This is a genomic window from Pseudomonas sp. BN411 (assembly GCF_029871235.1).
GTDB lineage: Bacteria > Pseudomonadota > Gammaproteobacteria > Pseudomonadales > Pseudomonadaceae > Metapseudomonas.
Map to the genome: position 1 here is coordinate 440,812 of NZ_SSOM01000073.1, position 13,500 is coordinate 454,311.

The 13,500-nt window shown below is 63.7% G+C and carries 10 protein-coding genes; 5 read left to right on the plus strand and 5 right to left on the minus strand.

Translation table 11 applies throughout. The features are described 5' to 3' along the window. Positions 1-117: 117 nt before the first annotated feature. The 4 genes from gltB (at position 118) to E8F06_RS20035 (ending at position 8,114) form a co-directional block, all read left to right on the plus strand. Positions 118-4,563 (plus strand): glutamate synthase large subunit, encoded by a 4,446-nt coding sequence (gltB, locus tag E8F06_RS20020; protein WP_280370334.1) that lies wholly within the window; start codon positions 118-120, stop codon positions 4,561-4,563. Positions 4,564-4,599: 36 nt separating this feature from the next. Next, positions 4,600-6,018: an FAD-dependent oxidoreductase gene (locus tag E8F06_RS20025; protein ID WP_280370337.1), complete on the plus strand. Its 1,419-nt coding sequence runs from the start codon at positions 4,600-4,602 to the stop codon at positions 6,016-6,018. Positions 6,019-6,139: 121 nt separating this feature from the next. Next, positions 6,140-7,207 (plus strand): uroporphyrinogen decarboxylase, encoded by a 1,068-nt coding sequence (gene hemE / locus E8F06_RS20030; protein ID WP_190829669.1) that lies wholly within the window; start codon positions 6,140-6,142, stop codon positions 7,205-7,207. Positions 7,208-7,349: 142 nt separating this feature from the next. Continuing rightward, a complete protein-coding gene (locus E8F06_RS20035) occupies positions 7,350-8,114 on the plus strand; it encodes a ParA family protein (RefSeq protein ID WP_280370339.1) in 765 nt (254 codons plus the stop codon). Positions 8,115-8,168: 54 nt separating this feature from the next. Here E8F06_RS20035 and E8F06_RS20040 read toward each other — a convergent pair whose 3' ends face one another. The 5 genes from E8F06_RS20040 to E8F06_RS20060 form a co-directional block, all read right to left on the minus strand. Then, on the minus strand, positions 8,169-8,996 hold the full coding sequence (locus E8F06_RS20040; RefSeq protein ID WP_280370341.1) for a universal stress protein: 828 nt from the start codon (positions 8,994-8,996) through the stop codon (positions 8,169-8,171). 73 nt (positions 8,997-9,069) lie between these two features. After that, on the minus strand, positions 9,070-9,513 hold the full coding sequence (locus E8F06_RS20045; protein WP_280370343.1) for a YiiD C-terminal domain-containing protein: 444 nt from the start codon (positions 9,511-9,513) through the stop codon (positions 9,070-9,072). A gap of 89 nt (positions 9,514-9,602) precedes the next feature. Further along, positions 9,603-10,037: a thioredoxin TrxC gene (trxC, locus tag E8F06_RS20050; RefSeq protein ID WP_280370346.1), complete on the minus strand. Its 435-nt coding sequence runs from the start codon at positions 10,035-10,037 to the stop codon at positions 9,603-9,605. Between the two features lie 66 nt (positions 10,038-10,103). Continuing rightward, positions 10,104-11,381 (minus strand): bifunctional O-acetylhomoserine aminocarboxypropyltransferase/cysteine synthase, encoded by a 1,278-nt coding sequence (locus tag E8F06_RS20055; RefSeq protein ID WP_280370347.1) that lies wholly within the window; start codon positions 11,379-11,381, stop codon positions 10,104-10,106. Between the two features lie 132 nt (positions 11,382-11,513). Continuing rightward, the gene (locus E8F06_RS20060; protein WP_280370349.1) at positions 11,514-12,488 is read right to left on the minus strand and encodes a sulfite exporter TauE/SafE family protein; all 975 of its coding nucleotides are present in this window, start codon (positions 12,486-12,488) and stop codon (positions 11,514-11,516) included. Between the two features lie 250 nt (positions 12,489-12,738). Here E8F06_RS20060 and E8F06_RS20065 point away from each other — a divergent pair, with 250 nt between their 5' ends. After that, the gene (locus E8F06_RS20065) at positions 12,739-13,434 is read left to right on the plus strand and encodes an aspartate/glutamate racemase family protein (protein ID WP_280370351.1); all 696 of its coding nucleotides are present in this window, start codon (positions 12,739-12,741) and stop codon (positions 13,432-13,434) included. The last annotated feature ends 66 nt before the right edge of the window (positions 13,435-13,500 follow it).

The following is a 13,500-nucleotide window of genomic DNA, read 5'->3' on the forward strand; positions in this document are numbered from 1 at the left end:
AATGACCTCCCTTTGCCCTACGCAAAAGCTGGCGTCAAGTCCGGCGCGTATGGTAAGGAGTTGAATTACAAAGCAATTCTGCCTTTTTCTGAAGGCAACCCTGGTGAGAGTTCCCCTATGAAAGCAGGTCTGTACCATCCTGATGAATTCAAGGATAACTGCGGTTTCGGCTTGATCGCCCATATGCAGGGCGAGGCGAGCCACCATCTTCTTAAAACCGCCATTGAAGCCCTGACCTGCATGACCCACCGCGGCGGCATCAATGCCGACGGCAAGACCGGCGACGGTTGTGGTCTGTTGATCCAGAAGCCTGACCTTTTCCTGCGCGCCATCGCCAAGGAAACCTTCTCGGTCGAACTGCCTGCCCAGTACGCGGTCGGCATGGTCTTTTTCAACCAGGACTCGGTTCGCGCCGAAGCCGCTCGCGAAAACATGAATCGCGAGATCCTCGCTGCCGGCCTGCAACTGATCGGCTGGCGCAAGGTGCCGGTAGACACCAGCGTCCTCGGCCGCCTGGCCCTGGAGCGCCTGCCACAGATCGAGCAGGTGTTCGTCGGTGGTGAAGGCCTGGGCGACCAGGAAATGGCAGTCAAGCTGTTCAGTGCCCGTCGCCGTTCCTCCGTGGCCAATGCCGCGGACGCCGACCACTACATCTGCAGCTTGTCCCACAAGACCATCATCTACAAAGGCCTGATGATGCCGGCCGACCTGCAGCAGTTCTACCCGGACCTGGGTGACGAGCGCCTGCAGACCGCCATTTGCGTGTTCCACCAGCGCTTCTCCACCAACACCCTGCCGAAGTGGCCGCTGGCGCAGCCCTTCCGCTTCCTCGCCCACAACGGCGAGATCAACACCATCACCGGCAACCGCAACTGGGCGGTGGCTCGTCGCACCAAGTTCGCCAACGAGCAGCTGCCCGATATCGATGAGCTCGGCCCGCTGGTCAACCGCGTCGGTTCCGACTCCTCCAGCATGGACAACATGCTCGAGCTGATGGTCACCGGCGGCATCGACCTGTTCCGTGGCGTGCGCATGATCATCCCGCCGGCCTGGCAGAACATGGAAACCATGGATGCCGACCTGCGCGCCTTCTACGAATACAACTCCATGCACATGGAGCCCTGGGACGGCCCCGCCGGCGTCGTGCTCACCGACGGCCGCTATGCCGTCTGCCTGCTCGACCGCAACGGCCTGCGCCCGGCCCGCTGGGTCACCACCAAGAACGGCTACATCACCCTCGCGTCGGAAATCGGCGTATGGGACTACAAGCCGGAAGACGTACTCGCCAAGGGCCGCGTCGGTCCCGGGCAGATCCTCGCGGTGGATACCGAGACCGGCCAGATCCTCAACACCAACGACATCGACAGCCGCCTGAAGTCGCGCCACCCGTACAAGCAGTGGCTGCGCCAGAGCGCCGTGCGCATCCAGGCCAAGCTGGACGACGACCACGGTGTGGCCAGCTACGACAGCGACCAGCTCAAGCAGTACATGAAGATGTTCCAGGTCACCTTCGAGGAGCGTGACCAGGTGCTGCGTCCGCTGGCCGAACAGGGCCAGGAAGCCGTTGGTTCCATGGGCGACGACACCCCCATGGCCGTGCTGTCCCAGCGCGTACGTTCGCCGTTCGACTACTTCCGCCAGCAGTTCGCGCAGGTCACCAACCCGCCGATCGACCCGCTGCGTGAAGCGATCGTCATGTCCCTGGAGATCTGCCTCGGTGCCGAGCGCAACATCTTCAGCGAGTCGCCGGACCACGCCACTCGCGTGATCCTCAGCAGCCCGGTGATCTCCCCGGCCAAGTGGCGCGCCCTGATGTCCCTGGACCGCCCGGGCTTCGAGCGTCACATCATCGACCTGAACTACGACGAGAGCCTCGGCCTCGAAGCGGCTGTGCGCAACATGGCCGACCAGGCCGAAGAAGCCGTACGTTCCGGCAAGGTGCTGCTGGTCCTGACCGACCGCCACATCGCCCCCGGCAAGCTGCCGACCCACGCCTCTCTGGCCGTCGGCGCCGTACACCACCGCCTGGTGGAGAAGGGCCTGCGTTGCGACTGCAACATCCTGGTCGAAACCGCCACCGCCCGAGATCCGCACCACTTCGCCGTACTGGTGGGCTTCGGCGCTTCCGCCGTGTACCCGTTCCTCGCCTATGAAGTGCTGGCGGACCTGATCCGCACCGGCGAAGTGCTGGGCGACCTGCACGAAGTCTTCAAGCACTACCGCAAGGGCATCTCCAAGGGGCTGCTGAAGATCCTGTCGAAGATGGGCATCTCCACCATCGCGTCCTACCGCGGTGCGCAGCTGTTCGAAGCTGTCGGCCTGTCCGAGGAAGTGGTCGACCTCAGCTTCCGTGGCGTCGCCAGCCGCATCAAGGGTGCGCGCTTCGTCGACATCGAGTCCGAGCAGAAGCTGCTGTCCAATGAAGCCTGGAACAACCGCAAGGCCATCCAGCAAGGCGGCCTGCTGAAGTTCGTCTACGGCGGCGAGTACCACGCCTACAACCCGGACGTGGTGAACACCCTGCAAGCTGCCGTGCAGCAGGGCAACTACGAGAAGTTCAAGGAATACACCGCGCTGGTGGACAACCGCCCGGTGTCGATGCTGCGCGACCTGCTCAAGGTCAAGACTGCCGACCAGCCGCTGCCGCTGGACGAAATCGAGCCGCTGGAGTCCATCTTCAAGCGCTTCGATGCCGCCGGTATCTCCCTGGGCGCGCTTTCTCCCGAGGCCCACGAGGCCCTGGCAGAAGCCATGAACCGCCTGGGCGGCCGCTCCAACTCCGGTGAGGGTGGTGAAGACCCGGCGCGCTACGGCACGGTCAAGAGCTCCAAGATCAAGCAGGTGGCTACCGGCCGCTTTGGTGTGACCCCGGAATACCTGGTCAACGCCGAAGTGCTGCAGATCAAGGTTGCCCAGGGCGCCAAGCCCGGTGAGGGTGGCCAACTGCCTGGTGGCAAGGTCAACGGCCTGATCGCCCGCCTGCGTTATGCAGTGCCCGGCGTGACCCTGATTTCGCCGCCGCCGCACCACGACATCTACTCCATCGAAGACCTGGCCCAGCTGATCTATGACCTCAAGCAGGTCAACCCGCAGGCCCTGGTCTCGGTGAAGCTGGTGGCTGAAGCCGGCGTCGGCACCATCGCCGCTGGCGTGGCCAAGGCCTATGCCGACCTGATCACCATCTCCGGCTACGACGGCGGCACCGGCGCATCCCCGTTGACCTCCATCAAGTATGCTGGCAGCCCGTGGGAACTGGGCCTGGCTGAAACCCACCAGACCCTGCGCGGCAACGACCTGCGCGGCAAGGTGCGTGTACAGACCGACGGCGGCCTGAAAACCGGCCTCGACGTGATCAAGGCGGCCATCCTCGGCGCCGAAAGCTTCGGCTTCGGTACCGCACCGATGATCGCCCTGGGCTGCAAATACCTGCGTATCTGCCACCTGAACAACTGCGCCACCGGCGTCGCCACCCAGAACGACAAGCTGCGCAAGGACCACTTCATCGGCACCGTTGAAATGGTGATGAATTTCTTCACCTACATCGCCGAAGAAACCCGCGAGTGGCTGGCCAAGCTGGGCGTGCGCAGCCTGAGCGAGCTGATCGGTCGCACCGACCTGCTGGAAATGCTGCCAGGCGACACCGAGAAGCAGGGCTTCCTGGATCTCAGCCCGCTGCTCGGCAGCGACCACGTATCGGCCGACAAGCCGCAGTTCTGCGAAGTTGAGAAGAACCCGCCCTTCGACCCGGGCCTGCTGGCCGAGAAGATGTGGGGCATCGCCAAGTCTGCCGTCGAAGGCAAGACCGGCGGCGTCTACGACCTGGAAATCTGCAACTGCGACCGTTCCATCGGCGCGCGCATTTCCGGTGAAATCGCCCGTCGTCACGGCAACCAGGGCATGAAAGACGCCCCGGTGACCTTCCGCTTCCGTGGCACCGCAGGTCAGAGCTTCGGCGTGTGGAACGCCGGCGGCCTGAACCTTTACCTCGAAGGCGATGCCAACGACTATGTGGGCAAGGGCATGACTGGCGGCAAGGTGGTAATCACCCCGCCGAAAGGTAGCCCGTTCAAGAGCCAGGAGTCGGCCATCGTCGGCAACACCTGTCTCTACGGCGCCACTGGCGGCAAGCTGTTCGCCGCAGGTACCGCAGGCGAGCGCTTCGCGGTGCGTAACTCCGGCGCCCACGCCGTGGTGGAAGGTACCGGCGATCACTGCTGCGAATACATGACCGGCGGTTTCGTCTGCGTTCTCGGCAAGACCGGCTACAACTTCGGTTCCGGCATGACTGGCGGCTTCGCCTACGTGCTGGACCAGGACAACAGCTTCGTCGACCGGGTCAACCACGAACTGGTGGAAATCCAGCGCATCAGCAACGAGTCCATGGAGGCCTACCGTAGCCACCTGCACAGCGTGCTGGTCGAGTACGTGAAGGAAACTTCCAGCGACTGGGGCGCTCACCTGCTCGAGAACCTGGACGATTACCTGCGCAAGTTCTGGCTGGTCAAGCCGAAGGCCGCGAGCCTGGCTTCGCTGCTCTCCAGCACCCGTGCCAACCCGCAATAACAACAGCGCCTGAAGTGGTTTGATGAGGTTTTTTTAATGACTGAACGTCTGAACAACGACTTCCAGTTCATCGAGGTCGGGCGCAAGGATCCGAAGAAGAAACTGCTGCGCCAGCGCAAGAAGGAATTCGTCGAGATCCATGACCTGTTCAAGCCGCAGCAAGCGGCTGACCAGGCTCACCGCTGCCTTGGCTGCGGCAACCCGTATTGCGAGTGGAAGTGCCCGGTGCACAACTTCATTCCGAACTGGCTGAAGCTGGTATCGGAAGGCAACATCCTGGCCGCCGCCGAGCTGTCGCACCAGACCAACACCCTGCCGGAAGTCTGCGGCCGCGTGTGCCCGCAGGACCGCCTCTGCGAAGGCGCCTGCACCCTGAACGACGGCTTCGGTGCCGTGACCATCGGCTCGGTGGAGAAGTACATCACCGATACCGCCTTCGCCATGGGCTGGCGCCCGGACATGTCCAAGGTCAAGCCCACCGGCAAGCGCGTCGCCGTGATCGGTGCCGGCCCGGCGGGCCTGGGCTGCGCTGACGTGCTGGTGCGCAATGGCGTGGCCCCGGTGGTCTTCGACAAGAACCCGGAAATCGGCGGTCTGCTGACCTTCGGTATCCCCGAGTTCAAGCTCGAGAAGCATGTACTGAGCCGTCGCCGTGAAGTCTTCACCGGCATGGGCGTCGAGTTCCGCCTGAATACCGAAGTGGGCAAGGACGTGACCATGGAACAGCTGCTCGAGGAATTCGATGCAGTCTTCATGGGCATGGGTACCTACACCTACATGAAGGGCGGCTTCCCGGGCGAAGACCTGCCGGGCGTGCACGACGCGCTCGACTTCCTGATCGCCAACGTCAACCGCAACCTCGGCTTCGAGAAGTCCCCTGAGGACTTCGTCGACATGAAGGGCAAGCGCGTGGTGGTCCTGGGTGGTGGTGACACCGCGATGGACTGCAACCGCACCTCCATTCGCCAGGGCGCCAAGGCCGTGACCTGTGCCTACCGCCGTGACGAAGAGAACATGCCGGGTTCGCGCAAAGAGGTGAAGAACGCCAAGGAAGAGGGCGTGAAGTTCCTCTTCAACCGCCAGCCCATCGCCATCGTCGGCGAAGACAAGGTGGAAGGCGTGAAGGTGGTCGAGACCCGTCTCGGCGAGCCGGATGCCCGTGGCCGTCGCAGTCCTGAGCCGATCCCGGGTTCCGAGGAGATCATCCCGGCCGAAGCCGTGCTGATCGCCTTCGGTTTCCGCCCGAGCCCGGCTCCCTGGTTCGAGCAGTTCGAGATCAACATCGACAACCAGGGCCGTGTGGTGGCGCCCGCCCAGGCGCAGTTCAAGCACCAGACCAGCAACCCGAAGATCTTCGCCGGTGGCGACATGGTCCGTGGTTCCGACCTGGTGGTGACTGCGATCTTCGAAGGCCGGACGGCTGCCGAAGGCATCCTGGACTACCTGGGCGTCTAAGCGCTTAAAGCTCCAGGGGCGCAGCGACCAAATGTCGCGATGGACAAAAGGCACGGCACCCGCCGTGCCTTTTGCATTGGGCTCTGCGAAAATGCCCGCACTTTTTTGCTGGAATCCTGCCATGACCGCTCTGAAGAACGACCGTTTCCTTCGCGCGCTGCTGAAGCAGCCAGTCGACGTCACCCCTGTCTGGATGATGCGCCAGGCCGGTCGCTACCTGCCGGAGTACCGCGCGACCCGCGCCAAGGCCGGTGACTTCATGAGCCTGTGCATGAACCCCGAGCTGGCCTGCGAAGTGACCCTGCAGCCGCTGGATCGCTACCCGCAACTGGACGCCGCGATCCTCTTCTCCGACATCCTCACCATCCCCGACGCCATGGGCCAGGGCCTGTTCTTCGAGGCCGGCGAAGGTCCGCGCTTCAAGAAAGTGGTGAACAACCAGGCCGATATCGACGCCCTGCCGATTCCCGACGCGGAGAAGGACCTGGGTTACGTGATGGATGCCGTGCGCACCATTCGTCGCGAGCTGAACGGCCGCGTGCCGCTGATCGGCTTCTCCGGCAGTCCCTGGACCCTGGCCACCTACATGGTCGAGGGCGGCTCCAGCCGTGACTTCCGCAAGTCCAAGGCGATGCTCTACGACAACCCGCAGGCCATGCACGCCCTGCTGGACAAGCTGGCCCAGTCGGTGACCGCCTACCTCAATGGCCAGATCATGGCCGGCGCCCAGGCGGTGCAGATCTTCGACTCCTGGGGCGGCGCGCTGTCCGCGGCGGCCTACCAGGAATTCTCCCTGGCCTACATGAAGAAGATCGTCGACGGCCTGATCCGCGAGCACGACGGTCGTCGTGTGCCGGTGATCCTTTTCACCAAGGGTGGTGGCCTCTGGCTGGAATCCATGGCCGATACCGGCGCCGAAGCCCTGGGCCTGGACTGGACCTGCGACATCGGCAGCGCCCGTGCCCGCGTAGGTAGCAAGGTGGCCCTGCAGGGCAACATGGACCCCTCCGTGCTCTACGCGAACCCGGCTGCCATCCGCGCCGAGGTGGGCCGCATCCTCGCGGCGTACGGCAATGGCACGGGCCACGTCTTCAACCTCGGCCACGGCATCACCCCGGAAGTCGACCCGGCCCACGCCGGTGCCTTCTTCGAGGCGGTGCACGAGCTCTCGGCGCAGTACCACGCCTGAGTCGCCTCCCGAAAATGAAAAAGCCCGGTGATGCCGGGCTTTTTCATGCCTGAAGCGGGATCAGGCTCGTCGGTATCGCTCGCGATTGGCATGTCCTGCGCATAGAATCCAGCGGTACCCAAAGGCACCAGGAGGGAAGTTCATGCGGCGCGTGGTTTTCAATCAGAAGGGCGGAGTGGGCAAATCCAGCATTGCCTGCAACCTGGCGGCGGTGAGCGCTTCGCAGGGGTATCGCACCCTGCTGATCGATCTGGATGCCCAGGCCAACTCCACGCATTACCTCACCGGCCTGACGGGCGAGGATATTCCGATGGGGATCGCCGATTTCTTCAAGCAGACCCTGTCGGCTACCGCCTTCCGCAAGGGCAAGGTGGATATCTACGAAACCCCCTACGACAACCTGCACGTGGTGACCGCCACGGCCGAGCTGGCCGACCTGCAGCCCAAGCTGGAGGCCAAGCACAAGATCAACAAGCTGCGCAAACTGCTGGAGGATCTGAGCGAGGACTACGACCGCATCTATCTGGATACGCCGCCAGCTCTGAACTTCTATACGGTTTCTGCACTGATCGCTGCCGATCGCTGCCTGATTCCCTTCGACTGCGACAGCTTCTCGCGCAATGCGCTCTACGGTCTGCTGGCGGAGATCGAAGAGCTGAAGGAAGACCACAACGAAGGCCTGGAAGTGGAAGGCATCGTGGTCAACCAATTCCAGCCGCGGGCGTCGTTACCGCAGCAGCTGCTGGATGAGTTGGTGGAAGAAGGGCTGCCGGTGCTGCCGGTGAACCTGATGATGTCGGTGAAGATGCGCGAGTCGCACCAGGCCTGCAAACCGCTGATCTACCTCGAGCCCCGGCACAAGCTGACCCAGCAATTCGTCGAGCTGCACGATCTGCTGGAAAGCTGAAGGTAACGATTACGCTGAAGTCCCCATTCGCCCCGGCTTGCCGGGGCGAATGCGTTATTTGACCAGCAAAAGGTCGCAGGGCGGGGCTTGCAGGTATCGCAAGGCGAGGCTGCCCAGCAGGGCCTGAGATATCAGGCTGCGACCATGACTGCCAAGGGCCAGCAATTGTGGACGTTGCTCGGCGACGGCCTCATCCAATGCCCGGGGCAGGGCGCCGCGGCGTATCACTTCCAGCTCCACGGTCGGGATCTTGCCGGCAAGGCCTGACAGTTCGTCTTCCAGCAGTTTCCCCAGCAATTCCCGCTGCGTGGCGAGGAAGTCGGTCGAATTGCCGCTCTTCGACAGCAGTCGACTGCCCAGCTCCATTACGTTGAGGGCGACCAGGCGGGCATCCTGAGGTAACAGGGTGCAGGCATTGCGCAAGGCGTCGCAGGCGCAGAGGGAGAAGTCCAGCGCCACGGCAGCCTTCTGATAGGGCTTGTCCGCCTGCTCGCCCATCACCAGCAGCAACGGGGCGCTCAGGTGGCGGGCAACCCGCTCCAGGGTGGTGCCGATGAACAGTTCCGGTGCGTTGTGATGGTGCCGACCGATCACCAGCAGATCGGCCTGGCTGTCGCCCATCTCTTCGAGGATCTGTTGCGCCGGGCGGCCCTTGCGCAGGAGCAACTGGCAATCTTCCACACCCTGTCGGGCCAGATGCTCGCTGAAGTATTGCTGGGCGGCATCGCGCAGGTTGCTCTGGACGGCGTTGGGGAGGTGGTCTTCGAGGACATGCAGGACGGAGAGGCGTGCGTCGTGCTGGCGGGCGAGCTGGATGGCGCGATGCAATGCGATGTCAGCCTCGCGGCTGAGGTCATGGGCTACCAGGATGTGCTTGAACATGGTGTGGACCTCCTCTGGAGGCCACACTCTGCGGCCTTTCGTCGCGCGGCAGATTGATCCAGCGCAAGGCCGCTCAATGTGCCCGCATCTGGTACAACCCGCGGCTTTCAGCGACCACTTCTCCGTCGGCATCCAATAGCTGGAGCTCTAGCCAGTACTCGGACTTGCCGCTGGCTTCGGCTTCGTTCTGGATGCGCGTGATCTCCGCCTGGTCGATACGTGCATCCACCGTGATGTCGCCCTTGGCCGGCCGGCGGAAGCGCAGGTTCATCTCCTTCACGATGGGATAGAAGCGACGGGCGTCGAAGCTGGTGAGAAAAAGCGCGCCGCCGGGCATCTCGGCCAGCGTGAAGATCGCCCCGGCATACAGGGTGCCGATGTGGTTCTGGTTACCTTGCAGCGGCATGCGCAGGCGCACGTGTCCCGGCTCCAGGATCTCGGCCTGCAGGCCGCTGCGTTTGACGAAGGCGATATGTTCTTCGGTGAGCTGGCGAACCAGCTCAGGGGGCATGGACATGGCGGGCTCCAGCGTTGTGGTTTCCAGAGCCTAGCCGGCGCGGCGAGCTCGGCAATGACCGGGATGGCCAGCGCGATTGACCGAAGCGATCAGATGCCCTGGGAGCTGAGCCAACTGATCAATTGCGGCAGCGGCAGGGCACCGCTCTGGCGGGCGACTTCCTTGCCGTCCTTGAACAGGATCAGCGTCGGGATGGAGCGGATGCCCAGTTGCCCCGCCAGGTTGCGATTGGCTTCGCTGTCCAGCTTGCCCAGGCGGCAGCGACCCTGGAGCTGTCCGGCGGCCTGCTGGTAGATGGGCGCGAAGGATTTGCAGGGGCCGCACCAGTCCGCCCAGACGTCCACCAGAAGGGGGAGGTCGCCTCGAAGTTGCTTGGCGAAGTCGGCTTCATTCAAGTCGAAGGGTGCTGCAGGAAGCACAGCGCTCTTGCAGTGGCCACAGCGCGGAGAGTCGCCCAGGCGGGCAGCGGGGATACGGTTCAGCCCGGCGCAGTGGGCGCAGGGAATGAGCAGGGGATCGGTCATGGTCGGCTCCAGATCGGGACTGACCCTGATCTGGAGCCGGAACCGGCATAAATCAAGTCCCGGGCGTTAGCCGCGGGAGGCCTCCAGGGCCTGGGCCAGGTCGGCGAGGATGTCGTCGATGTGCTCGATACCGATGGACAGGCGCACCATGTCGCGGCTCACCCCCGCCCGTGCCAGTTCCTCCTCGTTGAGCTGGCGGTGAGTGGTGGAGGCCGGGTGGCAGGCCAGGGACTTGGCGTCGCCGATGTTCACCAGGCGAACCACCAATTTCAGGGCATCGATGAAGCGCGTACCGGCTTCGATGCCGCCGAGGATGCCGAAGCTGAGGATGGAGGCCGGCTTGCCGCCGGTGTAGCGCTGCGCCAGGGCATGTTCGGGGTGATCCGGCAGGCCGGCGTATTTCACCCAGGCCACCTGCGGGTGCGCTTGCAGGAAACGGGCGACTTCGAGCGCGTTGCCGGTGTGACGCTCCATGCGCAGGGCCAGGGTCTCCAGGCCCTGGAGGATCAGGAACGCGTTGAACGGCGAGAGCGCCGCGCCCATGTTGCGCAGGGGCACAACGCGGCAGCGCCCGATGAAGGCGGCGGGACCGAAGGCTTCGGTGTAGGTGACGCCGTGGTAGGACGGGTCGGGGGTATTGAGTAGCGGAAAGCGGTCCTTGTGCTGGGCCCAGGGGAACTGGCCGGAGTCGACAACGATGCCGCCAATGCTGGTGCCGTGGCCACCGATGTACTTGGTCAGCGAATGCACCACGATGTCCGCACCGTGCTCGAAGGGACGGCAGAGGATGGGCGTGGCTACGGTGTTGTCGACGATCAGCGGCACGCCGTGGCGGTGGGCCGCCTCGGCCAGGGCCGCGAGGTCGACGATGTTGCCCGCCGGGTTGCCGATGGACTCGCAGAACACCGCCTTGGTGCGTTCGTCGATAAGCGCTTCCAGGGCGGCAATGTCGTCATGGGCGGCGAAGCGTACCTGGATGCCTGAGCGCGGCAGTGTGTGGGCGAAGAGGTTGTAGGTGCCGCCATAGAGCTTGGCCACCGAGACGATATTGTCGCCGGCTTCGGCCAGCGTCTGGATGGCATAGGTGATGGCCGCCATGCCCGAGGCGACCGCCAGGGCGCCAACGCCGCCTTCCAGTGCCGCCACACGTTTTTCCAGCACGTCGTTGGTGGGGTTCATGATGCGGCTGTAGATGTTGCCGGCCACCTTGAGGTCGAACAGGTCCGCCCCGTGCTGGGTGTCATCGAAGGCGTAGGAGGTGGTCTGGTAGATCGGCACGGCCACGGCCTTGGTGGTTGGGTCGGGGCTGTAGCCGGCGTGGACGGCGAGGGTTTCCGGTTTCATGCAGTTGCGTTCCTTCGGCAGTTGGAGGCACGCAGCATGTGAAAACACACCGGCCCCGGTCAATCCGTCGAAAGGACTGACAGGGGCCGGGGCTAGAACCTTTGCTTCTGTACTTAGATCGTCGTCGCGAGATCAGGCCAGCGACTTGTAGATGTTGAAGGCGCTGATCAGGGTGATCAGGCAGCCGACGATGATCAATAGGGTGCGCGGCGACAGCTTCTTGCACAGCAGGGCGGCAAGGGGCGCCGCGAAGAGGCCACCGAATACCAGGCCGGCAACCATCTTCCAGGTGTCCGGGGCGCCGGCCAGGAGGATGAAGGAGGTGGCGCTGGAGATGGTCAGGAAGAACTCCGCGAAGTTCACCGAACCGATGGTGGTGCGCGGATCGGTACCGGAGCCGATCAGGCTGCTGGTGACCACCGGCCCCCAGCCACCACCGCCTGCCGCATCGACGAAGCCACCGAACAGCGCCAGCTTGGCTACGTGCTTCGGTGCCTTGCGCTTGGCGATGTGACGATAGGCCTTGCTCAGGATGTACAGGCCCATCAGCAGCAGGTAGGCGGAAATGAAGGGCTTGAGTGCCGCGCCGTCGAACTGGGTGATCAGCACTGCACCCAGTACGGCGCCGATGATGCCCGGCAGCAAGAGGCGCAGGAACAGGGACTTGTTGACGTTGCCCAGCTTCACATGGGAGATGCCGGACAGGCCGGTGGTGAAGACTTCGGCGATGTGTACGCTGGCGCTGGCCGCGGCGGGAGAGGCGCCGGTGGTGAGCAGGAAGGTGGTGGCGGTGATGCCATAGGCCATGCCCAGGGCGCCGTCGATGACCTGGGCGAAGAAGCCTACCGCGACCGCGCTCCAGAAGCCCTTGCTGGTCAGTGCGTTCTCGATGATTTCGAGGCCGCTGTTGCCGCCGTTATCGAAGAACAGGCGCCAGGCGAGGAAGCTGAGCAAGCCGACCAGAATGAGGATCGCCGCCCACATCGCAGCCCGCAGAACCGGGTGGTCGTCAGGATGGGAAACGAAATCTTCGACTGGCGGGATCCCCAGCGCTTCGTGTTCGGTGTTGATCGAACTCTGGCTGAGGTCGAGGTCGCGAATCTTCATGCGGGCACAGCGCCTGACAGTGGGTGGTAGAACAGGCTGGAATAAGCAGGGGGCCGAAGATAATTCGCTTTTCTTAGAGAGTCTAAGAAGATTTGTGCAGGTTTATATTCCATTTCGTGCGTACGGGCCTTTGCAGTCGGCTGGCGTTCACTCGACGTGGCTGTACCTCCCAGTTGCCTTGTAACTGTATTCCCGACCTGCGGTGGGCCTGGACTAGGCTGGTGTTTTCCATTTCACGGAGAGGGTTGTCATGCGCATGCTGGGTGTACTGGGTGGGATGAGCTGGGAGTCGACCGTAACCTATTACCAGTTGCTCAATCGCGGCGTGCGCGATCGCCTGGGCGGGCTGCACTCCGCGCCGTTATTGCTGCATTCGGTGGACTTCGCGCCGATCGCTGCCCAGCAGAAGGCCGGCGAATGGGAGGCTGCGGGCCAGGTGCTGGCCGAGGCTGCCAGGGGGCTCGAGAGTGCCGGTGCCACGGCACTGCTGCTGGCGACCAACACCATGCACAAGGTGGCGGCGGCCATCGAGCAGGCTGTGGATATCCCGCTCCTGCACATTGGCGATGCCGTCGGCCAGGCGCTGCAGGGGCAAGGGGTCGAGCGCGCGGCGCTGCTCGGTACCCGCTTCACCATGCAGGAGGCCTTCTATCGCGAGCGCCTGGGCCAGCGCTACGGCATTGAAGTGCTGGTGCCGGATGCCCAGGCCATCAGCGAAATCGACCGGGTCATCTTCCAGGAACTGTGCGTCGGCCAGTTCCTGCCCGATGCCCGCGCCTTCTACCTCGACCAGCTGGCGCAGCTAAAGGCGCAGGGTGCGCAGGCGGCGGTACTTGGTTGCACCGAGATCGGGCTGCTGCTGGAAGGCTGCGAATCGCCGCTACCGCTGGTGGACAGCGGCGAGCGGCATGTTGCGATGGGCCTGGACTGGATGCTGGGCAGTTAGCCTTACTTCGTAGGAGCCAGCTTGCTGGCGAAGAAACCGCTGTTCGCTAGCAAGCTAGCTCCTACA

Coding starts and splice junctions, on each gene's coding strand:
- gltB (WP_280370334.1), top strand. CDS start 118: ATGAAAGCAGGTCTGTACCATCCTGATGAATTCAAGGATAACTGCGGT.
- E8F06_RS20025 (WP_280370337.1), top strand. CDS start 4,600: ATGACTGAACGTCTGAACAACGACTTCCAGTTCATCGAGGTCGGGCGC.
- hemE (WP_190829669.1), top strand. CDS start 6,140: ATGACCGCTCTGAAGAACGACCGTTTCCTTCGCGCGCTGCTGAAGCAG.
- E8F06_RS20035 (WP_280370339.1), top strand. CDS start 7,350: ATGCGGCGCGTGGTTTTCAATCAGAAGGGCGGAGTGGGCAAATCCAGC.
- E8F06_RS20040 (WP_280370341.1), bottom strand. CDS start 8,996: ATGTTCAAGCACATCCTGGTAGCCCATGACCTCAGCCGCGAGGCTGAC.
- E8F06_RS20045 (WP_280370343.1), bottom strand. CDS start 9,513: ATGTCCATGCCCCCTGAGCTGGTTCGCCAGCTCACCGAAGAACATATC.
- trxC (WP_280370346.1), bottom strand. CDS start 10,037: ATGACCGATCCCCTGCTCATTCCCTGCGCCCACTGCGCCGGGCTGAAC.
- E8F06_RS20055 (WP_280370347.1), bottom strand. CDS start 11,381: ATGAAACCGGAAACCCTCGCCGTCCACGCCGGCTACAGCCCCGACCCA.
- E8F06_RS20060 (WP_280370349.1), bottom strand. CDS start 12,488: ATGAAGATTCGCGACCTCGACCTCAGCCAGAGTTCGATCAACACCGAA.
- E8F06_RS20065 (WP_280370351.1), top strand. CDS start 12,739: ATGCGCATGCTGGGTGTACTGGGTGGGATGAGCTGGGAGTCGACCGTA.